Source organism: Pannonibacter sp. CBAS1226, assembly GCF_055685825.1.
Genome location: NZ_JBVOUO010000002.1, coordinates 289,522 through 315,389 on the forward strand (window position 1 = coordinate 289,522; position 25,868 = coordinate 315,389).

Sequence of the window (25,868 nt, forward strand, 5' to 3'; positions counted from 1 at the left end):
CGCCTGTCTCAGCCGACGAGAGCGGTGATCACCATGCTGGCTGAAACGATCAGCAGGGCCAGGCCGGAGAAGAGAAGAATATTCTCGTGAGCAGGGCCAGAGCCGGCGCTGAAGGACGGGGCCTGCGTGCCGGGTTCCTCCCCGCGTGCCTCCCTCTTCTTCTCTATGCGTTCGCTCTGCATGGCTGGCTCCGGAGTGTCTGGAAGAAAGGCTATTGCTAAAACCCGCCTTGTCCGACTGTGACGGATTTATAGCACGGCTCCCTGAAAGGCGCGTTAAGCCATAGCTCCGGATCGAGTTAATGCTTCGCAACTTTACCAAGGTTTAAACCCGGTAATTTGAATCTTATGTCAAATTCGCGGCATCTCCGGTTAAATGCCCTTGGGTAAAAGAAAATCCTCTGCCGCTGCTTCTCTCGTGCAACGGGCTGAATTTATTGGAAAAATAGGTGGACAGGCTGAAAATGGCCACATCAGGCCACGGAAATGCCCGCTTGAGCAGTCAAACCCTGTGCGTCTGTTAACAGTTGCGCTGAGCTGCTCCCGTGCAGAGGCCTTTGGTGCGGCTGTGGCCTGACAACGGAGCGCCGGGCACTGGCAGAGTTGACTAACTCTCTTTTCATCCTTTGCCCGTAGTCTGATCTGGACGAACGGAGGTGGCCGGTGAGCCTTGATCTTGCCTCGCTGACATTTCTTCTGGTGGAAGACAGCGCCTATATGCGCACGATCCTGCGCACCATGCTGCAGGGTTTTGGCGCGCGGCGTATTGTCGAAGCCGAAGATGGTGCGTCTGGCCTTGAGGCCATGGACCGCGCCAATCCCGACATTCTGATTCTCGACTGGGTGATGCCGATCCTCGACGGCGCCGACATGGTGCGCATGATCCGCACCCAGAACAATCCCTTTGCCTATATCCCGATCATCATGGTCACAGGGCATACGGAGCGCAGCCGCATCATCGAAGCGCGGCGTCTGGGCGTGCATGAGCTGTTGTCCAAGCCGATCTCGGCCAAGGCGCTTTATCAGCGGGTCTCCAGCGTGATCATGCAGCCGCGCGACTTTGTGAAGACCCCGAGCTACTTCGGCCCTGCGCCGCGCGAAATCCGCAACCGTCAGAAGATCTGGCAGAGCGGGCTGCCGCAGCCGGGAAATGCCGGCGCGCCTGCGCAGGAAACCCAGGAAACTCAGGCCATCGGCTGAGGCCGGTTCTGCGCCGGGAATTTCGTAAAAACAAAGAGATCGAGCACTCTCGGCGGCTTCGTTTTCAACGAAAGTGCTCTGGCTGCCGTCCCGCAGCACGTCCCAACCGCAAAGGGCCCGTATCAGGCTGCGATCGAAGCGGCGGCGGAACTGGCGGCAGCGTGATTGACCTGCTGCAGTTTCATTGCGCTGGCAAACTCGGAAAGCTGGTCCAGATCAACGAGGTAGTTGTCGAGCAGGAAGCGGACCAGCAGTTCGGTGGGCAGATGTGTATAGCCTTCCACCGCTGCAAAGAAGTCGTCCAAAGTCTCAAGGCGTTTGCGCAAGCGAACCATGCCGGTCTCCCCGATATCCACGATTACAGCTTCGGCATTTATGGTTAATGCACAATGAATGACTGAGTCTGGATCGTCTGAAAAGAGATCTTTGCAAGGCTTTGGGGTGCGCTGCAGCGCTTACATCACGGAAGGCGCGGCTGCTCCCAGCAGCATCGAGGCCGCCGCTCCTGCGCTGAGCGGCAGGCGCAGCGCCGGATACCAGAGCGGAAACTTGCCCTCCCTCGATGCGGTCAGATCAAGGGCGAACATGGCGGCAAAGCACGCGGCCAGCAGCAGAAGCCCTGAAGTCTGCGGCAACAGCAAGCCTGCCCAGCCTGCAAGAGAAGGGGCGACGGCGATGGCGAGCCGCGTGAGAAGCTCCCTGTCTTCGAAAGGCCCGTCCTGTCCGGTGGATGCGGCCATGGCCACGCCCCAGTGAATGCCCCCCAGAAAGGACAGGATGACCGCGCCATAAGCTGCAAGTGCGAAGCCGGCTTGCGGGCGCAGCTCGGGCGGTCCGGCAAAGGTCATCAGGCTGGCGGCCACAAAGGGGATCAGCCCGGCAACTCCGAGGGCAAGCGCCGGGCGCGGCACAGTCAGGGGATTGAAGGTGAGGTGCCGTGTCATCTGTCTTGCTCCTGCGGATGAGGGCGGAACACGCGCCTTGCCAGGGCTTGCAGGGCAGGGCGGATGATGAGCGTCAGACGGTAGCCGGACTCCAGGATGGCGCGCGGAACCGGCCGGTCGAGCAGGCGGGCAGCACGGGCAAAGCGTGGCAGGCTGTGCCACAGGCTGAGAAAGGCTGCCGCGCCCGAGCGCAGCTTTCCATCGGCGCCGCGAACATGGAGCCGGGCAAGGGCTGCGCTGCGCGTGAGCCCGTCCGGCAGGGTTTCCGAGGCCTCTGAGGAGACATCCACCCAGCAGACACCCTCCGCGCCGGCCTGCCGTCTGTAGACGGCGATCTCGCGCGCGCAGAGCGGGCAGGCGCCGTCATAATAGACTGTGACGGGCGGCGTTTCCGGCTGTGCTGCCGGGGGCGTGACGGCGGTGCTCACCATACGATCTCCTTGCCTTCCGCATCATGGAAACTGCCGGTCTGCGCAGCGCTGAGATGATCGATGGTCTGCAGCAGCAGCCGGGCTGCCTCCCGTGGCGGACGCACGGTGAGGCCGGATCTGGCGAAGGGCTCTGACAAACGGCTCTCCACCGTGCCGGGATGCAGGGCGATGCAAAGGCTTTCAGGGCGCTTGCGGGCCAGCTCGATGCTGGCGGAGCGGACAAGCTGGTTGAGTGCGGCCTTTGCAGCACGGTAGCTGTACCAGCCGCCCAGATTGTTGTCGCCGATGCTGCCGACGCGGGCAGAGAGTCTAGCAAACACTGCCTTTCCCTCACCTGCCAGCAGCGGCAGGAAGTGCTTCATGAGCAGGGCCGGGCCGATGGTGTTGATGGCAAACACCCGCGCCATGGCGGCCGGATCCATCTGCCGCCAGCTCTTTTCGGGCTGGATATTCCCCTCATGGAGCATGCCGGTGGCATCGAAGACAAGCCGCAGGGGCGCGGTTTTTGACGCCTCGCCAATGGCGAGCGCAGCGGCGGCAATGCTTGCCTCATCCGTCAGGTCAAAGGAGAGGCCACCGGTGCCGGACCGGGAGAGCCCGATCACCCTGGCGAAACGGCCGCTTGCCTCGATCTGGCGCGCGATCCCGGCACCTATCGCACCCGTGCTGCCTGCAACAACGGCGAGGCCACCGGGCGGGAACGAGTTCAGGTCTTGCGCAGCGGGTCCGGTCAACTCGGGTGCTCCAGTCAATTCAACCGCTATTAATACGTCGCAGACGCGCTGCCGGTTCAGATGCCCCCGATGATGCCAGTGCCTTGTTTCTCCACGGAGATAATCCGCATTTTTGCCAAGCCGGATAAGGTGTGCTTCTGAGCGCCTGCTACCTTGTCATCTGCCTGTGACACTGAGCCATTAACCGGTCGGGCGAGGCGATAGACCTCGTAAACAGTTTCGAGAGAGAGCTAGCCATGCCCGACATCAAGAAGAGCGATCTGTCCTGGGACGAATGGGATGAACTGCAGAACCCGCCCCCGGCCGTGACGGATTTCGACCGCGTGGTCGAAAGCGCCCTGTCCCGCCGCGGCTTCCTTGGCGGTGTCCTGGCTTTCGGCTCCGCCGCCGCTGCCATGGGCACCGTTGGCAACCTGATGTCCTCCACCGCGGCACTGGCGCAGGACACGTCCTCGCGCTTCCAGTTCAAGCCGGTGCCGATTGCGACCGACCACACCGTTCATGTTCCGGAAGGCTACACCTGGAAGCCGCTGGCCAAGTGGGGTGAGCCGCTGTTCTCGGGCGTGCCGGATCTGGACCCGGAAAAGGCTGTCAGCGTTGAGCACTCGGACAAGGTGTTCGGTGAAAACACCGACGGCATGGAACTCTTCGTCATCGGCGGCCATCAGGTCATCGCCGTGAACCACGAATACGTGAACCCGGAAATCAATCTGCCGCATACGGCAGACGGTATGCCGCAGAGCGCCGACGACGTGAAGATCCTGCAGCACATGCAGGGCGTCACCGTCATGGAAGTGTCGGAAGGCGAAAACGGCTGGCATATCGTGGTGGACAGCCCGTTCAACCGCCGCATCCATCACAACACCCCGATGAAGCTCTCCGGCCCGGCTGCCGGCTCGGACCTCGTCAAGACCGATGCCGATCCGTCCGGCACCGAAAGCCTCGGCACCTTCAACAACTGCGGTGCAGGCAAGACCCCCTGGGGCACCTATCTGACCTGCGAAGAAAACTTCAACGGCTACTTCGGTTCGACCGATGCCGAATTCAAGCTGCCGGACGACTACAAGCGTTATGGCATCACGGTTGAAACCCGCTACGCCTACGAGAAGTTCGACGAGCGTTTCGACATTTCCAAGCACCCGAACGAGCCGCGCCGCGCGGGTTATGTGGTCGAGATCGATCCGTCGGACGCCTCCTCCACACCGGTCAAGCGCACCGCTCTCGGCCGCATCAAGCACGAGAACGCTGCCTGCGTGATCGCGCGTGATGGCCGCGTGGTCGTCTACATGGGCGACGATGAGCGTGGTGAGTTCCTCTACAAGTATGTCTCCAACGGCATCTACGTTCCCGGCGGCGACACTTCTAAGCTGCTGGACGAAGGCACGCTCTACGTGGCCAAGTTCGCGGAAGACGGCACCGGCGAGTGGCTGGCTCTGACGCCGGACACCACCGGCATGAAGATGGACGAGATCTGCGTCTTCACCCGTCAGGCTGCTTCCAAGGTCGGTGCCAGCACCATGGACCGCCCGGAGTGGGTTGCCACCAACCCGGTCGCCATCGAAGCCTACTGCGCGCTGACCAACAACAGCCGCCGTGGTGAAGTGAAGGACGGCAAGCTGCGCACCAACGCTGGCGGCGACCCGCTGGAAGTGAACGCTGTCAACCCGCGCGAGAAGAACAACTACGGCCAGATCGTCCGCTGGTTCCCGGCGAACGAAGACCATGCAGATGCTGCCTTCAAGTGGGACCTGTTCTGTATGGCCGGCAACCCGGCTGTCCACAAGGACGCCTATGCCGGCTCTTCGAACATCAACGAAGGCAACATGTTCAACTCGCCGGACGGCATGATGTTCGACACCACGGGTCTGCTCTGGATCCAGACGGACGGTGAAGACAGCAACGAAGGCGACTATGCCGGTCAGGGCAACAACCAGATGCTGGCAGGCGACCCGGTGACGGGGCGCATCGAGCGCTTCCTCACGGCCCCGAAGGGTTCGGAAGTGACCGGCATGACCTGGTCTTCCGACAAGCGCACCCACTTCGTCGGCATCCAGCACCCGGATGCTCCGTTCCCGGACGGCGAAGGCAAGCTGCCGCGCTCGGCCATCGTTGCCATCAAGCACGAAGACAACCGCATCATCGGCTGATCTGCCGTGATCCTGTGAAAAACGAAGGGCGCGCCCACCCGGCGCGCCCTTGGGCTTTTTGGAGGCTTTCGGCACCTCTCCCCGCGTCAAGCCTCCCCGTCTTCGTCTTGCCATGGTTCGACCATGGCATCCACTCCGTGACCGTACTGCAAGCTCAGCCTCTCTGAAGGCTCGCGTGCTCTCACCGCTTTGGCGCGGGGAGAGGCAGGGGTATGGATGCCATGATCAAGTCATGGCATGACGGAGTGTGGTCTTTGAAACACGAAGGGCGCGCCCAACCGGTGCGCCCTTTGGTTTTTTGGAGGCTTTCGGCCCCTCTCCCCGCGTCAAGCCTCCCCGTCTTCGTCTTGCCATGGCTCGACCATGGCATCCACTCCGTGACCGTGCTGTAAGCTCAGCCTGTCTGAAGGCTCGCGTGCTCTCACCGCTTTGGCGTGGGGAGAGGCAGGGGCATGGATGCCATGATCAAGTCATGGCATGACGGAAGGGCGGAAAGCTCTTGAAAAATATGAATGTCTCTCAATCCCGGAACACGGTCAGCGCCAGGTGGTAGAGCAGCAGGATGGTCTTGCCGTCGCAGATGCGGCCGTCGCGGACCATGGCAAACGCCTCGTCAAAGGCAAGGTCCAGCACCTCGATGTCCTCGCCTTCCTCTTCAAGGCCGCCACCGTCACTCACCCGGTCATCGGGGGAATAGGGGGCGATGAAGAAGGTGACCTGTTCGGTGACCGAGCCGGGGCTCATGAAGGGCGCAAACAGGCGCTCCACCTTGCCCAGCCGGTAGCCGGTTTCCTCTTCCACCTCGGCGCGGATGCGGGTTTCGGGATCGAGCTTGTCGAGCAGCCCGGCGGGCGCCTCGATCATCTCTTCCTGATGCCCGGCAACAAAAGCCGGCAGGCGGAACTGGCGGGTGAGCAGCACGTGGCGGCGCTCCAGGTCATAGGCCAGCAGCACGGCGCCGTGCCCCCGGTCATAGACTTCCCGCGTCTGCTCCTGCCATTGACCATCTGACCGGCGCAAATCAAAGCGGTAGCGGGTCAGCTTGCCCCAGTTGTCGGAAAGCAGCGCAGCTTCGCGGATGCGGACCCGGTCCTGCAGAGTGCGGGCGGGCGTATCGGTCTCTGACATGGGAAAGGCCTTCTTGTTGCAATGCAGCAGGAAGGCCTTTCCCAAGTCTGTCTGTCAAGGCCGACCGGTGGCCAATCAGCGCGCGATGGCCTTTGCAAGGGCCTTGAAGGAGGCCTTTGGCGTGCGCACCAGCGTGTCAAAATCCGTATGCACGATGCCGAAGCGCTTCTCGTAGCCCACGGCCCACTCGTAATTGTCCATCAGCGACCAGAGGAAATAGCCTTTCACCGGCACGCCGGCCTCGGCTGCCCGGCGAATGGCGGCAAGGTGCTGATCGAGAAAATCGATGCGCCCGTCATCCTGTACCTCGCCGTTGATCAGGTGATCATCATTGGCAAGGCCGTTTTCGGTGACGTAAAGCGGCAGGCCTTTCGTGTATTCCGCATGGGTGCGCTTGAGGAAGAATTCGAGGCCTTCGGGATAGATCTCCCAGCCCATCTGGGTTTTCGGCAGGGGGCCTTCCACCTCCTTGTGGGACGGCCAGGCGCTGTCCGGATCCGGTGCGATGAGCTTGCGAGTGTAGTAATTGAGCCCGCACCAGTCCACCGGCGTGCCGATCACGTCAAAGTCGTTCTCCCAGCCCTTCGGCATATGGGGGGCAAGGCCCTCCAGCACATTGGCCGGATATTCCTTCTTGAAGATGCCGCCGAGGAACCAGCGATTGTAATAGCCGTCGTAGAGCTCTGCCGCCTTGCGGGCTTCCTCGCTGTCATCGGCAGGCGCTGCATATTCGAAATTGCAGACGGCGCCGAGGTTCTTCACGCCCAGTGCGCGCATGGCCTGAATGGAGCGGCCATGGGCCAGCAGCACATGGTGCATGGCTCGGGCGGTGGCGCGAATATCGCGCACGCCCGGCGCATGGATGCCGAGGAAATGGGACAGCCAGGTGACGCACCAGGGCTCGTTGATGGGGGCGACGGACCACACACGGTCGCCCAGCCGTTCCATCATGAGAGTGGTGTAATCGGCGAACCAGTCCGCAATGTCCCGGTTGCGCCAGCCCCCCAGATCGAGAAGCGCCGAGGGCAGTTCCCAGTGATAGAGGGTGAGGGCAGGCTTGATGCCGCGATCCAGCAGGCCGTCCACCAGCCGGTCGTAGAAATCGAGCCCTTCCGCATTCACCGCGCCGCGCCCTTCCGGCATGACACGGGCCCAGGAGGTGGAGAAGCGGTAGACGTCGAAATTGCCCTGTTTCAGCAGGTCCAGGTCCTCGTCCATGCGCAGGATATGCTCGCAGGCGCGCGCGCCGTTTTCGGCGCGGATGACGTTGCCTGGCGTTGCGGCAAAGTCATCCCACTGGCTGCGGCCCGCCCCGCCGAGGGCGCTGCCCTCGATCTGGTAGCTCGAGGTGGAGGCGCCGAAGAGGAAGTCTCCGGGGAAATCGGCACGGGTGAAGTTCATGGAAATCAGGTCCTGGCTGGCGCCGGTCCGGTGGACTGGCCAATGATGAGATCGCATTCAAGAAGGCGGGTCTGCGGCTCGCTGGCAGGCTCGGCAATCTGCGCCAGCAGCATGTCCGCCGCCAGACGTCCGGCCTCGCGCACGGAGGAGCGGGTGGCGGTGAAGAGGGGCACTTCCGCGCCGTTCTTCAGATATCCAAGCTCATCATCATGGATGATGACGGACACATCCTTGCCCAGCTTCAGGCCGCGTTCCTCGACAGCGCGGCGCACGCCGATGCCGGAGATCATGGAAGACGCAAGGAAGGCGGCCGGTGGTTCGGGCAAGGCGAGCATCGCGGAAGCAGCGGCATAGCCCTGTCCCTCGGTCATCTCGGCACTGAACATCAACTCGGGGGCTGCCGTCAGCCCGCGTGCTTCGAGCGCCTCCAGATAGCCGGAGCGGCGGCGGGCGGCGAAGTCCATGAACTCCAGGCCGTTGACCAGCCCGATGCGGCGGTGGCCGAGATCCAGCAGGAAGTCCGTGGCGCGGCGGAAGGCGCGGCGGTTGTTGATGTCGAGCCAGGCATAGGGAACCGCCGTGCCGCTGGAGCGGCCATGCACCACGAAGGGCAGGCCGATGTCCTGGAGCAGCGGAATGCGCGGATCGGCCATCTTGGGGCCATGGACGATGATGCCATCCACCGTGCCGCGCGATTTCAGCTCCCGGTAGACGCTGGCTTCCTGATCATCCGGCACGATGGACAGAACCATCTCGTAGCCGGCGCGCGAGTAGCTCTCGCCTGCACCTGCGATGAAATCGGCAAAGACGGGGTTCACCATCTCGTGCCGGGTGGCGATGGGGATGACGTGGCCGATGGCCATGGCGCGGCCCGTGGCAAGGCGCTGGGCGCGGGCATTGGGCTGATAGTTATGCTGCTTTGCGGCGGCCAGCACCCGCTCACGCGTGGCCTCATTGACCTCCGGATACCCGTTGAGGGCGCGGCTGACCGTGGTGGGCGAAAGCCCCAGCTTCTGGGAAAACTGCTTCAGATTCATCGGGGCACATCGCGAATAAGTTCGGGTCTGAGCACCCAAACCGCTTTGAAGTTTGCGTGACTTTAGCTGCCTGCGGTGCGTGCGTCAAAGATCTTTGACCGGGTGTTTTGTTGCAGTGCGGTGAGAAAACTCAGGTTGTATGCGGTGTTGTAGCATGTCTGAAAAACATCCCCGTTGACTCGCATGCGCCGATCAGCGAGTGTGAGGCATTCAAAGCGGTTTGAATGACGCTTGGTCCGGCGTGTGAAGCGCAGGAACCTGGCGCGGTACTGGGAGGTAGCGATGAAGACAGTTTTGCTCGCCGGCGCGGCCGGGCTGGCGCTGATGTGCGGCGCAGCCAATGCGCAGAGCCTGAAGTTCGAGCCGGGCGCCGACAGCCGTTTCAACTGGGAAAGTTATGAAGGCGTGAAGTCCGATGCCCTGAAGGGGCAGTCGATCACGGTGCTTGGCCCCTGGCTTGGGCCGGACAAGGTGCTGGTGGAAAGCGTCTTTGCCTATTTCGAGGCGGCGACGGGGGTGAAGGTCAACTATTCCGGCTCCGACAGCTTCGAGCAGCAGATCGTCATCGATACGGAAGCTGGTTCCCCGCCGAATGTCGCTATCTTCCCGCAGCCGGGGCTTGCACGCGATCTGGCAGCCAAGGGCTTCCTGACGCCGCTGGGTGATGAGGCCTCCAACTGGCTGCGCGACAACTATGCCGCAGGCCAGTCCTGGGTGGATCTGGCCACTTTCAAGGGCAAGGACGGTCAGGATGCGCTCTACGGCCTGTTCTACAAGGTCGATGTGAAGTCGCTCGTCTGGTACGTGCCGGAGAATTTCGAGGATGCGGGCTATGAAGTGCCCACGACCATGGAAGAGCTGAAGGCGCTGACGGATCAGATCGTCGCCGATGGCGGCACACCGTGGTGCATCGGTCTTGGCTCGGGGGCTGCCACCGGCTGGCCGGCCACCGACTGGGTGGAAGACATGATGCTGCGCACCCAGTCGCCGGAGGATTACGACGCCTGGACGCGCAATGATCTGAAGTTCGATGATCCCAAGGTGGTGGGTGCCATCGAGGAATTCGGCTATTTTGCCCGCAACGAAAAATACGTGGCTGGCGGTGCGGCCGGTGTCGCCACCATCGATTTCCGCGACAGCCCGAAGGGCCTCTTCGCCTCGCCGCCGCAGTGCTACATGCACCGCCAGGCATCCTTCATCCCGTCCTTCTTCCCCGAAGGCACGGTGATCGGTGAGGATGTGGATTTCTTCTACTTCCCGGCCTATGCGGAGAAGGATCTCGGCCAGCCGGTGCTGGGTGCGGGCACCATGTTCTCCATCACCAGGGACAGCCCGGCCGCCCAGGCGCTGATCGATTTCCTGCAGACGCCGATCGCCCATGAAGTGTGGATGGCACAGAAGGGCTTCCTGACCCCGCACAAGGGCGTCAACACGGAAGTCTATGGCGATCCAACCCTGAAGAAGATGGGTGATATCCTTCTGAATGCGACCACCTTCCGCTTTGACGGGTCCGACCTGATGCCGGGCGCTATTGGTGCCGGTGCCTTCTGGACCGGCATGGTGGACTATGTGGCCGGCGGCAAGGACGCGGCCGTGGTTGGCGCGGATATCCAGAAGGCCTGGGACGCGATCAAGAAGTGATGGCCTGAAGTGACGACCTGTGCCGCCAGCCGCGATACGGCTGGCGGCTCTTCACAACGACAAAAAGCCGGTTGAACCGGATGCCGGGACCCCGCAGGCGCATGTGCTGCCGGCGGGCCGAGGCGGGCGGGAGGGGCAATGCTCCAGCAGATCATGATGGCGGGTGCGACGATTGTTGCCGGCGTGTTCGGCTGCGTCGCCTATTTCTACGGCTCCAACCTCATCCTCGACGCGGTGTTTCCCCCGCGCGGGGCCAATGCGGGGCGCAACATCAACCGGGCGGCCCTGATCCGGCCCTGGCTGTTCCTGGCGCCCGCCCTGCTGCTGCTGGGCGTCTATCTGCTTTACCCGGTGTTCGTGTCGGTGTGGCTGTCGCTGCATGACAGTTCGGGCACGCGCTTTGTCGGCCTTGGCAACTACATCTGGCTGGTCGAGGACGCGAAATTCCGCGAATCCATCCGCAACAACATGCTGTGGCTGCTGTTCGTGCCTGCCGCCTCCACCGCATTCGGCCTGCTGGCGGCAGCGCTGACGGACCGCATCCGCTGGGGCAATCTCGCCAAGTCCCTGATTTTCATGCCCATGGCGATCTCCTTCATCGGCGCCTCGGTGATCTGGAAATTCATCTATGACTACCGGCCCGCCGGGCAGGAGCAGATCGGCCTTCTCAATGCGGTGGTGGTGTTCTTCGGCGGCGAGCCGCAGACCTGGCTGACCATCGATCTTTGGAACAACCTGTTTCTGATGATCGTGCTGGTCTGGATCCAAACCGGCTTTGCCATGGTCATTCTCTCCGCCGCCCTGCGCGGCATTCCGGAGGAGACCATCGAGGCGGCGATCCTTGATGGGGCTTCGCCGCTGCAGGTGTTCTTCCGCATCAAGGTGCCGCAGATCTGGGGCACCATTGCCGTGGTCTGGACGACGATCACCATCGTGGTGCTGAAGGTCTTCGATATCGTGCTGGCCATGACCAACGGCCAGTCGGGCACGCAGGTGCTTGCAAACCTCATGTTTGACTGGATGTTCCGCGGCAATGACGCGGGCCGTGCCTCCACGGTGGCACTGGTGATCATGCTGCTGGTGACGCCGATCATGATCTGGAATATCCGCAATGCCCGCAAGGAGATGCAGTGATGGATCATATTGCGGGCAAGCGCTCGGGGCTCACCTGGGCCGTCAACCTCTCCGTCATCGCGCTGGTGCTGCTGTGGACGGTTCCGACCATCGGGCTTCTCGTTTCCTCCTTCCGGCAGGCGGATCAGATTGCCGCCACCGGCTGGTGGAAGGCGCTGTTTCCATCGGTTCAGAATTCCATCGTCCGGGCCGGTGACGCAGCCTCCCAGCGGGAGGAGGCGGGGCGGTTCGTCATCGATGGCAATGTCTTCGACACAGGCAGCGGCATCGTCACCGCCTTCGGCACCTCCACGCGCGAACATGCGGCCCATGAGGCGGGAACCATGGCCAGCCTTGCCGATGGGCAGACGCTGACGGTGGAAGCCGATGGCGCCTACCGGCTGGAAAGCCCGGCGCGGTTCGAAGGCCGCAGCCCGCGCATCTTCGTGACGGCGGAAACGCCGCCGAGCTTCACCATGGCCAATTACGAGACGGTGCTGTTTGCCGAGGGGCTGGGGAGAGCGTTTCTCAACACGCTGACGGTGACCATTCCGGCGACGGTCATCCCGATCCTGATTGCCGCCTTTGCCGCCTATGCACTGGCGTGGATGGAGTTTCCGGGCCGGGCGCTGCTGATTGCCGCGATTGTCGGCCTTCTGGTGGTGCCGTTGCAGCTGGCGCTGATCCCTCTGCTGCGGCTGCATAATTCGCTGGGTATCGGCAAGGAATATCTGGGCATCTGGCTCGCGCATACGGGCTTTGGCCTGCCCATGGCGATCTATCTCTTGCGCAACTACATGGTGGGCCTACCGCGCGAGATCATCGAGAGCGCGCGGGTGGACGGGGCGAGCGATTTCCAGATCTTCCTCAAGCTGATCCTGCCGCTCAGTTTCCCGGCGCTGGCGTCCTTCGCCATCTTCCAGTTCCTGTGGACCTGGAACGATCTGCTGGTGGCCACCGTGTTCCTTGGCAACAACCAGCAGCAGCTCGTCATGACCGGCGTGTTGCGCGAGCTTCTGGGCTCGAAGGGCGGGGAGTGGGAAATTCTCGCGGCTTCCGCCTTCGTGTCCATCTTCGTGCCGCTGCTGGTGTTCTTCGCGCTGCAGAGGTTCCTCGTGCGCGGGCTGCTGGCCGGCTCCGTCAAATAACCTTCCTCCCTCAAGTATCAGACGTATCAACGACAGGATTTCGTGAATGACCACCCTCATCAAGGACAAGGACTGGTGGCGCGGTGCGGTGATCTATCAGATTTATCCGCGCAGCTATCAGGACTCCAATGGCGACGGCATCGGTGATCTGGCGGGTATCGTCAGCCGCATTCCGCATATCGCCAGCCTTGGCGCGGATGCCATCTGGGTCAGCCCGTTCTTCACCTCGCCGATGAAGGACTTCGGCTATGACGTGTCCGACTATTGCGATGTGGACCCGATGTTCGGCTCGCTGGCCGATTTCGACCGGGTGATTGAAACCGCCCATGCCCATGGCATCAAGGTGCTGATCGACCTTGTGCTGTCCCACACCTCGGACAAGCACATCTGGTTCGAGGAAAGCCGCCAGAGCCGCAATAACCCGCGCTCGGACTGGTATGTCTGGGCGGATCCCAAGCCGGATGGCACGCCGCCGAACAACTGGCTGTCCATCTTCGGCGGCCCGGCCTGGCACTGGGATGCGAGGCGCGAGCAGTATTACCTGCACAACTTCCTGATCTCGCAGCCGGATCTGAACTTCCACAATCCCGATGTGCAGGACGCGCTGCTGGATGTCGCCCGCTTCTGGCTGAAGCGCGGCGTCGATGGCTTCCGTCTTGACACCATCAACTTCTATTTCTGCGACAGGGAATTGCGCGACAATCCGGCCCTGCCCCTGGAGGAGCGCAACGATCTGACGGCGCCGAAGGTGAACCCCTACAACCACCAGCGCCACGTCTATGACAAGAACCAGCCGGAGAACCTGGAATTCCTGCGCCGTTTCCGTGTGGTTCTGGACGAGTATAACGCGGCCACCGTCGGCGAGATCGGTGACAGCCAGCGCGGGCTGGAGCTTCTGGGGGAATATACCCGGGGCGATGACCTGATGCAGATGTCCTATGCCTTCGAGTTTCTGGCAAACCGCCCGATGACCGCGTCCTATGTGGCCAGCGTCTTCGAGGAACTTGACCGTGTGGCCTCGGACGGCTGGGCCTGCTGGGCCTTTTCCAACCACGATGTGGTGCGCCACATCACCCGCTGGCACCTGACGCCTGCTGCCGCGCGGACCTATGCCACGCTGCTCATGTGCCTGCGCGGGTCGGCCTGCATCTATCAGGGCGAGGAACTGGGCCTTCCGGAAGCAGAGCTTGCCTTCGAGGATCTGCAGGATCCCTATGGCATCGAGTTCTGGCCGAAGTTCAAGGGCCGCGACGGCTGCCGCACACCAATGGTCTGGAATGTTCAGCAGCACAGCGGCGGCTTCTCGGATGCCCGGCCCTGGCTGCCGGTGCCCAGCGAGCACTATGCTCTGGCCGTGGATGCGCAGGACAATGATCCGGCGGCGCTGGTCCACCACTACCGCCGTGCCATTGCCTTCCGCCACGCCTATCCGTCCGTGATGAAGGGCAGCCAGTCGCCGATGACGGTGACGGGAGATGTGCTGAGTTTTTCCCGGAAGCTGAATGGCGAAACCATATTCTGTGCCTTCAACCTCTCGGACACGCCGGCCGATATCCGTATTCCCGCGCAGGACTGGGAAACGATCGGGCATGAGATTGGCAGTGTTTCGGAGCATGATGGCATCATCGCGCTCGGGCCCTGGGGCGTCAGCCTCATGCGCAGGCGCTAAAGGGAAGGGGAGGGCCGGCAGATGGCAGATCTGAAGCTTACGGACGTGGCCAAGGCCTATGGCGGCGTCAAGGTTCTCAGCAATATCAACCTGGACATCAGGAAGGGTGAGCTGATCGTCTTCGTCGGCCCCTCCGGCTGTGGCAAGTCAACCCTGCTGCGCATGATTGCCGGGCTTGAGAAGATCTCCGGCGGCACGCTGGAGATTGGCGGCGGGGTGATGAATGACGTCCCTCCCGCCCAGCGCGGCATCGCCATGGTGTTCCAGAGCTATGCGCTCTACCCGCATATGACCGTGCGCGACAACATGGCCTTCGCCCTGAAGATTGCCGGCAAGAGCAAGGCGGAGATTGACGCCGCAGTCGCCCGTGCAGCGGATATCCTGCAGCTGACGCCTTATCTCGACCGCTTGCCCAAGGCGCTGTCCGGCGGCCAGCGCCAGCGCGTTGCCATTGGCCGGGCGATTGTGCGTGATCCCAAGGTCTATCTGTTCGACGAGCCGCTTTCCAACCTCGATGCAGCGCTGCGGGTGGCCACCCGCATCGAGATTGCCCAGCTCAAGGAGCAGATGCCGGACAGCACCATGATCTATGTGACCCATGATCAGGTGGAAGCCATGACGCTGGCCAGCCGCATCGTCGTGCTGGCGGGCGGCGGCATCAGCCAGGTCGGCACGCCGATGGAGCTTTATCAGAAGCCGCAGAACGAGTTCGTCGCCCAGTTCATCGGCAGCCCGGCCATGAACCTGCTGCCGGGCGAGATCATCGCCACCGGCGAGATGACCCGGGTGCGGCTGGACAGCGGTCTGGAAGCTGTGGCCGCCATCCAGACCCGTGACGGCGACATGGGCCTCAAGGTCAATCTCGGCGTCCGGCCCGAGGACCTGCGCGAGACGGAGGGTGATCCGCTGTTCACCGGCACGGTGGACATCACCGAGGCACTGGGCGAGGTGACGCTGCTCTATTTTGAGAAGGATGAGGCGGGGCGACAGATGGTGGCCAAATTGCCGGGCATCCGCTCGGGCCTCAGGCATTCCGCCGTGCGGCTGACGGCCGCGCCGGAGGCGCTGCATCTGTTCCATGACGGCGTGTCGCTGCTCTACCGCTGAGGCTGCTTGGTTCAAGCAGCCTTGGCGATGGCCTCGATCAGGGCCTCGACCTGCGGGCCGAACAGGGCCTGGGTGTCGATGGTGTAGCGTCCGCCCGAAGGGGTGCGCAGCTGCAGGGCAGGCACGCCCTGTGCCCGCATGGCCTGCATCAGGCCCATGCCCTCGCTGATCCAGTCCTGCATGGCCGTTTCCAACGCCCCGTCTGCGGCTGCCAGCCTCTCAGACGCGGCCTGCAATCCCGCGTCACTCAGGATTTCTAAAAGGACGGCCGGACTGGTGATGTCCTTGCCATTGACATATCGCGCTGCCTGCAGCGCCTTCAGGGCTTTGTGCAACTCGTCCGGTTCAGTCAGGCGCACGGCGGTGAGGGCGAGATTCGCAGGGCCGCTGTCGATCCTCTGCGTGCCGCCGAACAGCACGTTTTGCCGGTAGGTATCGCTGTAGGGCTGGCCGGTCATCGCCGTGATCCGCTCGTCGGCCTTGACGATATAGGAGGCGAAAGCCGGGTCCATGGGCCGCGCACCTGCTCCGGCAAACAGGCCCACCGGCTGCAGGGTGACCGTGATGCTGGGCTCCGCCGCGAGCCGTGCAACCCCCGGCCCGGCGCCATAGCACCAGCCGCAGAGCGGATCGAAAAGATAGATGACTTCAGGGTTCACGGCATGGCCTCTGCTGATGAGGCAGATCTTATGGCATGTTCCCTGGCGAGGAAAAAGAACGCCTGCGTGGATGACGTGTCCACGCAGGCGAGACAATCGGTGCAGGGGAGGCCTCAGGCGCTGGCGAAAGTCAGGCTGACCTTGATGGCCTGCGAACGGTCACCGGCAATGCGGAAGGCCTCTTCCGCATCGTCCAGCGCAAAGCGGTGGCTGATGACCGGCTTCACGTCGATTTCGCCGCTGTCAATCAGACGCGCAGCAAGCGCATATTCCTCGTGGAAGCGGTGCGTGCCCACGAACTCGATCTCCTTGCCGACGATCAGATTGACCGGAATGGGCAGATCGCCGGTTACGCCGACCTGCACGATACGGCCGCGCGGGCGGACGCATTCGATGGCCGTGCGCAGGGCCGGGGCTGCGGCGGAGCATTCGAACACCACGTTGAAATGGCCCTTGTCCGCCTTGAAGGGCTCCAGCGCTTCGGGCTGGGTCATGACGTTGATGGTCTGTGAGGCGCCCATTTGTGCTGCCACAGCCAGCGTTGCGTCCTGCAGATCGGTGACAGTGATGCTGGCAGCGCCGGCCCGTCTGGCAGCAGCCAGGCAGAGAAGACCGATGGGGCCCGCGCCGGTGATGAGCACGTGACGGCCTTCCAGAGGTCCGGCCTGATTGGCTGCATGCAGGCATACGGCCAGCGGCTCGGCGCAGGCCGCCTCCGCGTGGTCGACATGGGCGCCGACGGGCTCGCACTGGATGGCATCGGTGACCACAAGATCGCGGAAGCCGCCCTGTTCATGGGGAAAGCGCAAGGCCGATCCCATGAAGCGCATGGCCAGGCAGTGGGCGAAAAGCCCTTCCGTGCAATATTTGCAGGTGCGGCACGGACGGCTGGGATTGACGGCGACTTTCTGGCCCAGGCTGAGCGAGGTAACGCCCTCGCCAAGGGCTGCGATGGTTCCGGCAATCTCGTGGCCGAGGATGATCGGTTCGCGGACGCGGATGGGGCCGAAGCCGCCATCCTGAAAGTAGTGCAGATCCGAGCCGCAGATCCCGCCCGCGCCGATGGCGACAAGCACCTCACCGGGGCCGGGCTGCGGCACGCCGGCCGTTTCAATGCGCAGGTCATGCTGGCCGTAAAGGCGGCACACGCGAGTTTCCATGACGGTTCAATCCAGAAGATAGGCGGGCAGCCAGGTCGACAGTCCGGGGATATAGGACACGAGCAGCAGCACGATGATGTTGGTGATGAGGAAGGGCGTGATGGCCCGGATGACCGGCGACAGCGGCAGTTTGGCAATGTTGGCGCAGATGAACAGGCACACACCCACGGGAGGCGTGGTGAGGCCGATCATCAGGTTCAGCACCGCAAAGGTGGCGAAATGCAGCGGATCAATGCCGACACCCTGCGCAAGGGCGAGGAGCGGCACAAAGAGGATGATCAGCGCCGCGATCGTTTCCATGAACATGCCGACAATCAGAAGCACGATGTTGATCAGCAGGATCACGACGAACTTGTTGTCGGTGACGGACAGCACGCTCTGGGCAATCATCTGCGGGATGCGCTCGGAAACGAGGATCCAGCCGAAGACATTGGCAAAGCCGACGAGCGCCAGGATGGCCGCCGAGGAAACGGCGCTGTCGATGACGATCTTCGGCACTTCGCGGAGGGGCAGTTCCCGGTAGAAGAAGGCGCCGACGACGAAGGCATAGATGCTGGCGACAACGGCGGTTTCCGTGGGCGTGGCAAGGCCCGTCAGCAGACCGCCGACGATAAGGCCCGTCATGGCCAGAGCCCAGAAGGCGCCGAGGAAAGCGAGGCAAAGCTCGCGCACGCCCTGCCAGGGCTGGCGCGGAAAGCCTTTGCGCACGGCGATGATATAGGTCGTCACCATCATGGCGAGGCCCATCATGATGCCGGGAATGGCGCCGGCCATGAACATCTTGCCAACGGAGATGCCGGAGAGGGCGCCGACGATGATCATCGGCACGCTGGGCGGAATGATCGGCCCGACGGTGGAAGAAGCTGCCGTGATTGCGGCGGAGAAATCGGCCGGATAGCCGGCCTTCTTCATGCCGGGGATCATCATGCCGCCGATGGAGGCCGCATCGGCCACGGCGGTTCCGGAAATGCCGCCGAAGAGCATGGAGCCGGCGACATTGGCCTGTCCAAGACCGCCGCGCATCCAGCCCACGAGCGCATTGGCAAAGCGCACGATGCGTCCGGTGATGCCGCCCCGGTTCATCAGGTTACCGGCCAGGATGAAGCCGGGAATGCACAGGAGAACGAAGACGTCGATACCGGCAAACATCTTTTGCGGCATGACGACGAGAGGAATGCCCTTGAACCAGAGGTAGGTCATGGAGGCGAGGCCCAGCGTCACCGCAACGGGGGCGCCGATGATCAGGCCGAGGGCGAAGACGCCGAAGAGAATGGCAAGGCTCACGGGGTTTCTTCTCCGACTGCCTGCGGCAGGCCGTCACTTTCGCCGGTGGCGATGGACAGGAAGCGCGCGAGGGAAAAAATGCAGAGCGAGACGAGGGCAACCAGCATGCTGGCGTGAATGAAGTCCATCCGCCAGGTCAGGGCGGGAGACGTCTGCAGGGCGCCGATGGAGGTGAAGCGCCAGGCCGGGCCGATCAGGATCAGGCACAGCATCGCCGTCAGCAGGGCCGACAGCGCCCGCAGCAGCTTCGGCCAGGGGGCGGGCAGGCTCTCGCAGACCAGATCCACGTTGACCAGGTCCCCGCTGCGATAGGCAAGGCCGAGGCCGATGGCGGCGACATAGAGCAGGGCGAAGCGGGTGAGTTCCTCTGTCCAGACGGGTGACGAATGAAAGAGCGTGCGCCCGAGCACCTGAACGAGCACGGCGCCCATCAGGATGAAAAAGGCGGCTCCGGTGGCAAAACGGCTGACCGTTGCCACAAGCGCGAGGGCCTGTCTGAAAATCATGATTGTCTCCCGAAGGAGGCATGCTGCGGCCCGGGCGAGGTGCCGGGGCCGCAGCCGCCTTGTCACTTCATGAGGTCTTCAACGATCGGGCGGATTTCCGGCTTCACATTGGCCAGAACGGCCGGACGTGCCTTTTCGGCGAAGGCGGCAGCATCCACCTCGACAAAGGTCATGCCGGCAGCCTGAAGCTCCTTCACGAGGTTTTCCTCGTCGGCAAGGAACAGCTCGCGCTCATAGGCCTGTGCCCGCTTGGCCGCTTCCAGGACCGCGGCTTGATCTTCGGCGCTGAGCTGCGACCAGGTCATTTCCGAGATCGTGAGATAGATCCAGGAGCGCACATGCTCGGTCTTGTTCACGAACTTCTGCACTTCGGCAAAGTTGGCCGACTTGATCAGCGCCAGCGGGTTTTCCTGCGCATCGATCACGCCGGACTGCAGCGAGGTGAAGACCTCCGAGAAGGCCATCGGCGTGGGCTGTGCGCCCAGCGTCTTCCAGGTGTCGACGAACAGCGGCACGTTCGGCACGCGCAGGCGCAGGCCCTTCAGGTCATCGGGAGACTTGATCTCGCGGTTGGCGGTCAGGTTGCGCGGGCCGCGGGCGAAATAGGCGATCGGACGGATCTGGGCACGTGCCACGATCTCTGCCTTGATGTCCTCGCCGGTCTTGCCGGAGGCAACCTCATCCATGTGCTCCAGCGACTTGTAGGCGTAAGGCACGGCCAGAAGGGCTGCCATGGGCGCCCAGTTCTGCAGGCTTTCGCCGGTGATCGTCATGTCGGCCGTGCCAAGCTGCATGCCGTTGATCAGGTCGACTTCCTTGCCGAGGGATTCGTTCGGATAGACCTCAACCTCGATACGGCCGTCGGTGAGCGCCTTCAGTTCCTCACCGAACTTCACGGAGGCCTTGTGCCAGGTGTTCTGCTCGTTGGCGAGATGGCCAAGCTTGAGCACGCGCTCCGCGGCAAGGGAAGGGTTGCCAAGGGCAGCCAAGCTGGCAAGCCCGATGGCGGCGGCAAGGGCCTGCCTTGTGAAACGACGCATGTTTTTCCTCCACTTCATGTGATTATGGGGTGACTTGCACCTCTTCCATGTCGAACAGTTCCGGCCGGGCGGCCGCGATGTTCGGCAGGTCTTTCAGGATCTCCCGCAGATGGATCCGCATGGCCTCCTCGGCGGCTTGCGGGTTGCGGGCTTCGATCGCATCGACGATGGCCTCATGCTGGGCGATGAGGCGCGAGATTGGAAAATCGGCGAAGCTGAGATAGCGCACCCGGTCCATCTGGGCCTTGACGCTTTCCACCACGTCCCAAGCATAGGTCTTGCCGATCGCCCGGGCCATGGTGTGGTGAAAGGTTTCGTCCAGCGCCATGAACACATCCTGCGCATCGGGAGCGGCCTCGCGCTGGCGGGCGATCTGGGCGCGCAGGTCCGCGATGATGGCCGGTTCGGGCTCGCTGGCCAGCAGGTGAACCACATTCGCCTCAATGGCCTCCCGCACGAAGCGGATGTCCATCACGCGCTTGATGGAGATCTTGCGCACCAGCGTGCCGCGCTGCGGGCGGACTTCGACAAGGCCTTCCTCTGCGAGCTTGATGAAGGCTTCCCGCACGGGCTGGCGGCTGGAGCCGAAGCTGCGCGCCATCTCCGCCTCGGACAGAAGGGCGCCCGGCGCAAGCTCACCGCGAATGATGCGCTGACGCAGGTCACGATGCACCAACTGGCCGACGGGAACGCCCGGTTCGGATGCGGCAAGTGGTCTGAGCGGCAGAATCTGACCCGTCATGTTCCCGTCCATTTTCCACACTCTCCTCTTGTCAGCATCATTTTCCATACTACCATACAAGTCAATATCAAACTACCATACTAGTCGGCAGGGGCGAGGGCATGCTATGCCTTCCCCCTGAAAGAGGCGGCAAACCGGGGCAACCGGAAGGCCCGAAGGACCGGCCGGGCCAGAAGCGGCAGGCCGGAAACAGGAGTGGAACGCGTGCGGCAGACCTGGCGCTGGTTTGGTCCCAAGGACCTTGTGAGCATTGACGACATGTTGCAGGCAGGGGTGGAAGGCGTGGTCTCCGCGCTTCATCACGTGCCGAGCGGTGCGGTGTGGACGCCTGAGGAGATTTCCCGGCGTCAGCGGGAGATCGCCACGCGCAGCGATGGCAGCCCGTCGGGGATCGCCTGGGAGGTGGTGGAAAGCCTTCCGGTCTCCGAGGATATCAAGAAGCAGAAGGGCAACTGGCGCGAGCACATCGAGAATTACAAGGTCAGCCTGCGCAATCTGGGCGCGGCCGGCATCGAGGTGCTTTGCTACAATTTCATGCCGGTGCTGGACTGGACGCGCACGGATCTGGCCTGGCGGGTGGACCATGGCGGCACCTGCATGCGCTTTGACCATGCGGATTTTGCCGCCTTCGACATCCACATCCTGCAGCGCAAGGGGGCGGCAGAGGACTTCCCGGCAGAGATCGCTGAAGAAGCGGCCCGCCGCCATGCGGGCATGAGCGAGGAGCAGAAGAAGGCGCTGGCCATCAACGTGGCCTTTGGCCTGCCCGGTGCTGCCGAACACATGACGCTGGACGATGTGCGGGCGCATCTGGCCGAATATGGCGCGATCGATGCCGATCAGCTGCGCCGCCATTTCATCGCCTTCCTCGAGGAGGTGATCCCGGTGGCGGAGCAGGAAGGCATCCGCATGTGCTGCCATCCGGATGATCCGCCCTATCCGCTGCTCGGCCTGCCGCGCATCATGTCGACGGAAGCCGACTACAAGGCGATTCTCTCGGCGGTGGACAATCCGTCGAACGGCATCACCCTGTGTTCCGGGTCGCTGGGCGCGCGCTCGGACAATGACCTGCCGGGCATGATGCGCCGCCATGGCGCCAAGGTGCATTTCCTGCATCTGCGCAACGTGAAGCGTGAGACGGATGCGCTCTTCGGCTCCTTCCACGAGGCAGAGCACCTGAAGGGCAATACCGACATGGTGGCGCTGCTGGCCGAGGTGGTGAAGGAAGAAGCGCGCCGCAAAGCCGAAGGCCGCAGCGATGTGTCGATCCCCTTCCGTCCGGATCACGGGCAGGACATTCTCGATGACCTGAAGCGCAAGGCACAACCCGGCTATCCGGCCATCGGCCGGCTGAAGGGGCTGGCGGAACTGCGCGGCATCGTCACCGCGCTGGAGCACGCCGAACACGGCCTTCTCGCCCGCACCTGAGATTTGTCCCCAGGACTGGCACTTGATCATGCGCTGCCGTAGGGCTACCTGCGGCAGCGCATTTGTGTCTGAGGGAGGAACATCAGCGGATGAATGGACTTGGCAGTCTGGCCGGATTGTTTCTGGCTGCCTTTCTGGCGGCGACGCTGCTGCCGGCCCAGTCCGAAGGGGTGCTGGCGGCGCTGGTGATTGCCGGAGGCTGGCCCCTGTGGCTGCTGGTGGGCGTTGCCACGGCGGGCAATGTGCTGGGCTCGGTGGTCAACTGGCTGCTGGGGCGCGGGATTGCCAGTTTCCGGCACAAGCGCTGGTTTCCGGTTTCGGACAAGGCGCTGGCGCGGGCTGAGGGCTGGTATCACCGCTATGGCCGCTGGAGCCTGCTGTTCGCCTGGCTGCCCGTCATCGGTGATCCGCTGACCGTGATTGCTGGCACATTGCGCGAGCCGCTGGGCATCTTCCTGCTGCTGGTCACCATCGGCAAGGCCGGGCGTTATGTCCTCGTGGCGCTGGCAGCTTCCGGGCTGGCCTGAGATGCGCAGGACAGGGAACCTGCATCCGCATGGCCTTCCGCCGGCCGGTAGTTGCCGACAAAATAAAGTGGGCGCTGCTTCGTTTCGTTGAAGATGCGGCCCACATATTCACCCAGAATGCCGAGCGAGATCAGCTGCACGCCGCTGAGGAACAAGAGGCCGACCATGAGCGAGGCATAGCCCGGCACGTCGATGCCATGAAGCAGCACATCGGTCACCAGGATGAGCGCATAAATGATGGCGATGAAGGAGACCAGAATTCCGGCGATGGAGGCGAGCCGCAGCGGGACGGTGCTGAAGGCTGTCAGCCCGTTCAGCGCAAGCCCAAACAGACGCCGCATGTTCCAGGCGCTTGCCCCGGCCGTGCGCTCGGCCGGCTCGTAGGGGATCTGCTTCTGGCGGAAACCGACCCAGAAATACAGGCCCTTCATGAAGCGTGCGCGCTCCGGCATGGATTTCAGCGCATCCAGCGCCGCCCGGTCCAGCAGGCAGAAATCGCCCGCGCCGCGCGGCAGCTTGATGTCGGAAAGCTGTGCCAGCAGCTTGTAGAAGGATTTCACGCAAAGGCGCTTGACCATGCCTTCGGACGGGCGGACGGCCTGGGTGGCGTGGATGATCTGGAAGCCCTCGTCCCAGGCCGCGGCAAGCTCGATGATCTTTTCGGGCGGATGCTGCAGATCGGCATCCATCAGGATCGCCGCATTTCCGCGCGCATGGTCGATGCCGGCGGTGATGGCGATTTCCTTGCCGAAATTGCGCGACAGGGCGAGGATGCCGATGCGCGGGTCGGCAGCGGCAAGGCCTGCAGCCACCTCGAGCGTGCGGTCGCGGCTGCCGTCATCCACCAGCAGGATCTCAAAGCTGCGGCCAAGCCCTTCCAGCACCGGAACAAGCCGGGCCATCAAGGGCGCCAGATTTGCAGCTTCATTGAAGCATGGTATCACGACCGAAAGTTCTGGAGCCTTGCCGTTCATCTCTCTCGCATCCCGGTCCAGGGACGGCAGCCCCCGCAGCAGCTGAATAGCGCCGTATTCTTTTCACAGTGTTTCTGTTGGCTGTTTACCTAAAGCAAGAGGAAAGGTTTTTCAAAGGGTGGCATCTGATAAAAAACAGGTGATTCTGAGCGCGGATGACTATGGGTTGACGCCGGGCATCAGCGAGGGTATCCGCCAGCTGCTGCGCCAGCAGCGCCTGACGGCCACGGCAGCCATGACGGTGAGCCCTTTCTGGGCAGAAGAGGGACGTCACCTTCTGGCCGGGGCGGAGCAGATCGATGCGGATACCGGGCTGCATCTGACGCTCACCGATCACATTCCCCTGACCCAGATGCCGAGGCTGGCGGAAAGCGGGCATCTGCCGTCGAACGGGCGGCTGATCATCATGGCCCTGCGCGGCCAGCTTGAGGATGAGACCATCCGGCAGGAACTGGCCGGGGAGATCGCCGCCCAGATCGATGCCTTCGGGGCTGTCATGGGCCGGGTGCCGGATTTCATCGATGGCCATCATCATTGCCACCAGCTGCCGGTGATCCGCGATCTTGTGCTGGAGGCCTTCGCAGCCCGCATCGCCCCCCAGGGTGGCTATCTGCGCCTGTGCCAGGAGCCGCTGGCGGCGATCCTGAAGCGGGGCAGGGCGGTGTTGCGGGCCGCCGTCATCAGCGCGCTCGGGCAAGGCTTTGCCCGCAAGGTGAAGGCGGCGGGGTTCAAGGCCAATGACAGTTTCCGCGGCGTGCGGGATTTCACTGCGCGGGAGAAGACCGGCGATCTGTTCGGCCGGTTCCTGAGCGGCGAGGGGGAGCGGCCGCTGATCATGTGCCATCCCGGCCTCGTCGACGGGCATCTCATCGGGCTCGATCCGCTGACGGATCTGCGCGAGGCGGAACTGGCCTATCTCGCCAGCGATGCCTTCGCCGCGCTTCTGGAAGAAAAGAACGTCCAGCTCGTCCGGTTCAGCGGCTTTTCCGTCCGCTGAACCGGAGAGCATCAGGGTCAGCCGGTGATGGTCAGGCTGATCTCCAGCCGGTCATCCCAGCGGGCTGTCCAAAGACCGGGAGCAGGGGCGTTCTGCACGCCGCTCATGGAACCGGTGATGATCCAGTCTCCGGCCTTGAAGCCGCCGAACCGGTCACCGCCTGCATTGACATAGGCCGTCAGCGAGCCTGCCGGATCGATGTCATTGGGCGTGAAGGGCTCCGGCGTGCCGTCCCGCATCAGCACGAGGCGCTTTACCGGGGAGAGGATATCGCCGGTGAAGGGCACCGGTGTGCCGAGGACAAGGCCGTCATTGGACAGGCAGTCGGCGATCTTCTCTTCCACTTCCACATCCTTCACCAGCCACCGCGAGGCGCACAGCTCAAAGGCCAGAGCGTAGTGGGAGACAGCGGCAAGGACGTCCTCACGGGTGTAGGGTTCGCCGTCGCGGAAGGGCAGATCCTGGCCAAGCTGCAGGGCGATCTCCGTCTCCAGGGCGTTGACGCGGCCAACGCTGGCGGGGCTCGTGAAGATGCGGCTGCCGTGGATCGGGGCGGTCATCGCGCCCTTCGGGCCGGTTTCGGAGGTTTTCCAGTGCCGGACCGGAGCATCGCCCAGCAGCGCATGGACGCGGCGCTGGATCTCGTAGCCCTCCAGCATGGACTGCGGGCGGGCTGCTTCCGGCAGGCGCTCCAGCGCGCCGCCCTGACGGCGGCATTCGGCGAGCATGGCACTGGCCTGCGTGAGGCGGGCTTCAAGGGCGGCATCAAGCTTCATTGTTCCAGGTATCTCCGGTTCGGGGCCGTGAGGTTAATCAGGTTCATGCGGGCTTGAGAAGGTCAATTCTGCCAAG

26 protein-coding genes are annotated in these 25,868 nt (G+C 63.2%); 10 read left to right on the plus strand and 16 right to left on the minus strand.

Features of this window, described 5'->3' with window-relative positions; all coding sequences use genetic code 11:
• Positions 1 to 8: 8 nt before the first annotated feature.
• Positions 9 to 182, minus strand: a complete 174-nt coding sequence (locus AC0CMF_RS08350; RefSeq protein WP_157757064.1) for a hypothetical protein — start codon at positions 180 to 182, stop codon at positions 9 to 11.
• Between the two features lie 480 nt (positions 183 to 662).
• Here AC0CMF_RS08350 and AC0CMF_RS08355 point away from each other — a divergent pair, with 480 nt between their 5' ends.
• Positions 663 to 1,199, plus strand: coding sequence for a response regulator (locus AC0CMF_RS08355; RefSeq protein WP_082205720.1), 537 nt, complete (start codon positions 663 to 665; stop codon positions 1,197 to 1,199).
• Positions 1,200 to 1,321: 122 nt separating this feature from the next.
• Here the strand turns inward: AC0CMF_RS08355 and AC0CMF_RS08360 are convergent, their stop codons facing one another.
• From AC0CMF_RS08360 to AC0CMF_RS08375, 4 genes are all read right to left on the minus strand, one after another.
• The gene (locus AC0CMF_RS08360) at positions 1,322 to 1,534 is read right to left on the minus strand and encodes a hypothetical protein (protein ID WP_374628518.1); all 213 of its coding nucleotides are present in this window, start codon (positions 1,532 to 1,534) and stop codon (positions 1,322 to 1,324) included.
• A 120-nt stretch (positions 1,535 to 1,654) separates the two neighbouring features.
• On the minus strand, positions 1,655 to 2,143 hold the full coding sequence (locus AC0CMF_RS08365; protein ID WP_374628519.1) for a DUF3429 domain-containing protein: 489 nt from the start codon (positions 2,141 to 2,143) through the stop codon (positions 1,655 to 1,657).
• Entirely contained in the window at positions 2,140 to 2,574 is a 435-nt protein-coding gene (locus AC0CMF_RS08370) for a thiol-disulfide oxidoreductase DCC family protein (protein ID WP_122519525.1), read from the minus strand. The genes AC0CMF_RS08365 and AC0CMF_RS08370 overlap by 4 nt, the downstream gene beginning before the upstream one ends.
• The gene (locus AC0CMF_RS08375; protein ID WP_374628520.1) at positions 2,568 to 3,308 is read right to left on the minus strand and encodes an SDR family NAD(P)-dependent oxidoreductase; all 741 of its coding nucleotides are present in this window, start codon (positions 3,306 to 3,308) and stop codon (positions 2,568 to 2,570) included. The genes AC0CMF_RS08370 and AC0CMF_RS08375 overlap by 7 nt, the downstream gene beginning before the upstream one ends.
• Before the next feature lie 236 nt (positions 3,309 to 3,544).
• Here AC0CMF_RS08375 and AC0CMF_RS08380 point away from each other — a divergent pair, with 236 nt between their 5' ends.
• Positions 3,545 to 5,455 carry a PhoX family protein gene (locus AC0CMF_RS08380; protein WP_374628522.1) on the plus strand — a complete coding sequence of 637 codons (1,911 nt, stop codon included), beginning with the start codon at positions 3,545 to 3,547 and terminating at the stop codon, positions 5,453 to 5,455.
• Positions 5,456 to 5,974: 519 nt separating this feature from the next.
• Here AC0CMF_RS08380 and AC0CMF_RS08385 read toward each other — a convergent pair.
• From AC0CMF_RS08385 to AC0CMF_RS08395, 3 genes are all read right to left on the minus strand, one after another.
• Positions 5,975 to 6,583 carry an NUDIX hydrolase gene (locus AC0CMF_RS08385; RefSeq protein WP_374628523.1) on the minus strand — a complete coding sequence of 203 codons (609 nt, stop codon included), beginning with the start codon at positions 6,581 to 6,583 and terminating at the stop codon, positions 5,975 to 5,977.
• A gap of 75 nt (positions 6,584 to 6,658) precedes the next feature.
• Complete coding sequence (locus AC0CMF_RS08390; protein WP_472481465.1) at positions 6,659 to 7,984, minus strand: GH1 family beta-glucosidase; 1,326 nt, start codon at positions 7,982 to 7,984, stop codon at positions 6,659 to 6,661.
• 5 nt (positions 7,985 to 7,989) lie between these two features.
• Positions 7,990 to 9,021, minus strand: coding sequence for a LacI family DNA-binding transcriptional regulator (locus AC0CMF_RS08395; protein WP_472481466.1), 1,032 nt, complete (start codon positions 9,019 to 9,021; stop codon positions 7,990 to 7,992).
• Positions 9,022 to 9,303: 282 nt separating this feature from the next.
• Here AC0CMF_RS08395 and AC0CMF_RS08400 point away from each other — a divergent pair, with 282 nt between their 5' ends.
• From AC0CMF_RS08400 to AC0CMF_RS08420, 5 genes are all read left to right on the plus strand, one after another.
• Positions 9,304 to 10,662 (plus strand): ABC transporter substrate-binding protein, encoded by a 1,359-nt coding sequence (locus AC0CMF_RS08400; protein WP_058897701.1) that lies wholly within the window; start codon positions 9,304 to 9,306, stop codon positions 10,660 to 10,662.
• A 138-nt stretch (positions 10,663 to 10,800) separates the two neighbouring features.
• Positions 10,801 to 11,796, plus strand: a complete 996-nt coding sequence (locus AC0CMF_RS08405) for a carbohydrate ABC transporter permease (RefSeq protein WP_094462210.1) — start codon at positions 10,801 to 10,803, stop codon at positions 11,794 to 11,796.
• Positions 11,796 to 12,923: a carbohydrate ABC transporter permease gene (locus tag AC0CMF_RS08410; RefSeq protein WP_374628524.1), complete on the plus strand. Its 1,128-nt coding sequence runs from the start codon at positions 11,796 to 11,798 to the stop codon at positions 12,921 to 12,923. The genes AC0CMF_RS08405 and AC0CMF_RS08410 overlap by 1 nt, the downstream gene beginning before the upstream one ends.
• A 46-nt stretch (positions 12,924 to 12,969) precedes the next feature.
• On the plus strand, positions 12,970 to 14,592 hold the full coding sequence (locus tag AC0CMF_RS08415) for an alpha-glucosidase (RefSeq protein WP_374628525.1): 1,623 nt from the start codon (positions 12,970 to 12,972) through the stop codon (positions 14,590 to 14,592).
• Positions 14,593 to 14,613: 21 nt separating this feature from the next.
• The gene (locus tag AC0CMF_RS08420; RefSeq protein WP_374628526.1) at positions 14,614 to 15,699 is read left to right on the plus strand and encodes an ABC transporter ATP-binding protein; all 1,086 of its coding nucleotides are present in this window, start codon (positions 14,614 to 14,616) and stop codon (positions 15,697 to 15,699) included.
• 11 nt (positions 15,700 to 15,710) lie between these two features.
• On the opposite strand, the gene AC0CMF_RS08425 is transcribed toward AC0CMF_RS08420, so the two are convergent.
• The 6 genes from AC0CMF_RS08425 to AC0CMF_RS08450 form a co-directional block, all read right to left on the minus strand.
• On the minus strand, positions 15,711 to 16,358 hold the full coding sequence (locus tag AC0CMF_RS08425; protein ID WP_374628527.1) for a DsbA family protein: 648 nt from the start codon (positions 16,356 to 16,358) through the stop codon (positions 15,711 to 15,713).
• A 113-nt stretch (positions 16,359 to 16,471) separates the two neighbouring features.
• Entirely contained in the window at positions 16,472 to 17,518 is a 1,047-nt protein-coding gene (locus tag AC0CMF_RS08430) for an L-idonate 5-dehydrogenase (protein WP_374628528.1), read from the minus strand.
• A gap of 6 nt (positions 17,519 to 17,524) precedes the next feature.
• Entirely contained in the window at positions 17,525 to 18,802 is a 1,278-nt protein-coding gene (locus AC0CMF_RS08435) for a TRAP transporter large permease (RefSeq protein WP_374628529.1), read from the minus strand.
• Positions 18,799 to 19,308: a TRAP transporter small permease gene (locus AC0CMF_RS08440; protein WP_122519533.1), complete on the minus strand. Its 510-nt coding sequence runs from the start codon at positions 19,306 to 19,308 to the stop codon at positions 18,799 to 18,801. The genes AC0CMF_RS08435 and AC0CMF_RS08440 overlap by 4 nt, the downstream gene beginning before the upstream one ends.
• 62 nt (positions 19,309 to 19,370) lie before the next feature.
• The gene (locus AC0CMF_RS08445) at positions 19,371 to 20,348 is read right to left on the minus strand and encodes a TRAP transporter substrate-binding protein (protein ID WP_122519534.1); all 978 of its coding nucleotides are present in this window, start codon (positions 20,346 to 20,348) and stop codon (positions 19,371 to 19,373) included.
• 22 nt (positions 20,349 to 20,370) lie between these two features.
• Positions 20,371 to 21,090: a GntR family transcriptional regulator gene (locus AC0CMF_RS08450; RefSeq protein WP_374628530.1), complete on the minus strand. Its 720-nt coding sequence runs from the start codon at positions 21,088 to 21,090 to the stop codon at positions 20,371 to 20,373.
• A gap of 204 nt (positions 21,091 to 21,294) precedes the next feature.
• Here AC0CMF_RS08450 and uxuA point away from each other — a divergent pair, with 204 nt between their 5' ends.
• On the plus strand, positions 21,295 to 22,518 hold the full coding sequence (gene uxuA, locus AC0CMF_RS08455; RefSeq protein ID WP_050471361.1) for a mannonate dehydratase: 1,224 nt from the start codon (positions 21,295 to 21,297) through the stop codon (positions 22,516 to 22,518).
• Between the two features lie 89 nt (positions 22,519 to 22,607).
• Positions 22,608 to 23,045, plus strand: a complete 438-nt coding sequence (locus tag AC0CMF_RS08460) for a YqaA family protein (protein WP_019962933.1) — start codon at positions 22,608 to 22,610, stop codon at positions 23,043 to 23,045.
• Here AC0CMF_RS08460 and AC0CMF_RS08465 read toward each other — a convergent pair.
• Complete coding sequence (locus AC0CMF_RS08465) at positions 23,006 to 24,019, minus strand: glycosyltransferase family 2 protein (protein ID WP_050470946.1); 1,014 nt, start codon at positions 24,017 to 24,019, stop codon at positions 23,006 to 23,008. The genes AC0CMF_RS08460 and AC0CMF_RS08465 overlap by 40 nt on opposite strands.
• 139 nt (positions 24,020 to 24,158) lie before the next feature.
• Here AC0CMF_RS08465 and AC0CMF_RS08470 point away from each other — a divergent pair, with 139 nt between their 5' ends.
• Positions 24,159 to 25,016, plus strand: coding sequence for a ChbG/HpnK family deacetylase (locus AC0CMF_RS08470; protein WP_472481471.1), 858 nt, complete (start codon positions 24,159 to 24,161; stop codon positions 25,014 to 25,016).
• 17 nt (positions 25,017 to 25,033) lie between these two features.
• Here AC0CMF_RS08470 and AC0CMF_RS08475 read toward each other — a convergent pair whose 3' ends face one another.
• Entirely contained in the window at positions 25,034 to 25,792 is a 759-nt protein-coding gene (locus AC0CMF_RS08475) for a hypothetical protein (protein ID WP_374628534.1), read from the minus strand.
• Positions 25,793 to 25,868 lie beyond the last annotated feature (76 nt).

Excerpts from the sequence above, each read along its gene's own strand:
- AC0CMF_RS08385 (WP_374628523.1), bottom strand. The coding sequence starts at position 6,583 with ATGTCAGAGACCGATACGCCCGCCCGCACTCTGCAGGACCGGGTCCGC.
- AC0CMF_RS08365 (WP_374628519.1), bottom strand. The coding sequence starts at position 2,143 with ATGACACGGCACCTCACCTTCAATCCCCTGACTGTGCCGCGCCCGGCG.
- AC0CMF_RS08370 (WP_122519525.1), bottom strand. The coding sequence starts at position 2,574 with ATGGTGAGCACCGCCGTCACGCCCCCGGCAGCACAGCCGGAAACGCCG.
- AC0CMF_RS08465 (WP_050470946.1), bottom strand. The coding sequence starts at position 24,019 with ATGAACGGCAAGGCTCCAGAACTTTCGGTCGTGATACCATGCTTCAAT.
- AC0CMF_RS08430 (WP_374628528.1), bottom strand. The coding sequence starts at position 17,518 with ATGGAAACTCGCGTGTGCCGCCTTTACGGCCAGCATGACCTGCGCATT.
- AC0CMF_RS08410 (WP_374628524.1), top strand. The coding sequence starts at position 11,796 with ATGGATCATATTGCGGGCAAGCGCTCGGGGCTCACCTGGGCCGTCAAC.
- AC0CMF_RS08350 (WP_157757064.1), bottom strand. The coding sequence starts at position 182 with ATGCAGAGCGAACGCATAGAGAAGAAGAGGGAGGCACGCGGGGAGGAA.
- AC0CMF_RS08475 (WP_374628534.1), bottom strand. The coding sequence starts at position 25,792 with ATGAAGCTTGATGCCGCCCTTGAAGCCCGCCTCACGCAGGCCAGTGCC.
- AC0CMF_RS08400 (WP_058897701.1), top strand. The coding sequence starts at position 9,304 with ATGAAGACAGTTTTGCTCGCCGGCGCGGCCGGGCTGGCGCTGATGTGC.
- AC0CMF_RS08445 (WP_122519534.1), bottom strand. The coding sequence starts at position 20,348 with ATGCGTCGTTTCACAAGGCAGGCCCTTGCCGCCGCCATCGGGCTTGCC.
- AC0CMF_RS08380 (WP_374628522.1), top strand. The coding sequence starts at position 3,545 with ATGCCCGACATCAAGAAGAGCGATCTGTCCTGGGACGAATGGGATGAA.
- AC0CMF_RS08390 (WP_472481465.1), bottom strand. The coding sequence starts at position 7,984 with ATGAACTTCACCCGTGCCGATTTCCCCGGAGACTTCCTCTTCGGCGCC.
- AC0CMF_RS08420 (WP_374628526.1), top strand. The coding sequence starts at position 14,614 with ATGGCAGATCTGAAGCTTACGGACGTGGCCAAGGCCTATGGCGGCGTC.
- AC0CMF_RS08415 (WP_374628525.1), top strand. The coding sequence starts at position 12,970 with ATGACCACCCTCATCAAGGACAAGGACTGGTGGCGCGGTGCGGTGATC.
- AC0CMF_RS08360 (WP_374628518.1), bottom strand. The coding sequence starts at position 1,534 with ATGGTTCGCTTGCGCAAACGCCTTGAGACTTTGGACGACTTCTTTGCA.
- AC0CMF_RS08440 (WP_122519533.1), bottom strand. The coding sequence starts at position 19,308 with ATGATTTTCAGACAGGCCCTCGCGCTTGTGGCAACGGTCAGCCGTTTT.
- AC0CMF_RS08405 (WP_094462210.1), top strand. The coding sequence starts at position 10,801 with ATGCTCCAGCAGATCATGATGGCGGGTGCGACGATTGTTGCCGGCGTG.
- AC0CMF_RS08460 (WP_019962933.1), top strand. The coding sequence starts at position 22,608 with ATGAATGGACTTGGCAGTCTGGCCGGATTGTTTCTGGCTGCCTTTCTG.
- AC0CMF_RS08395 (WP_472481466.1), bottom strand. The coding sequence starts at position 9,021 with ATGAATCTGAAGCAGTTTTCCCAGAAGCTGGGGCTTTCGCCCACCACG.
- AC0CMF_RS08450 (WP_374628530.1), bottom strand. The coding sequence starts at position 21,090 with ATGACGGGTCAGATTCTGCCGCTCAGACCACTTGCCGCATCCGAACCG.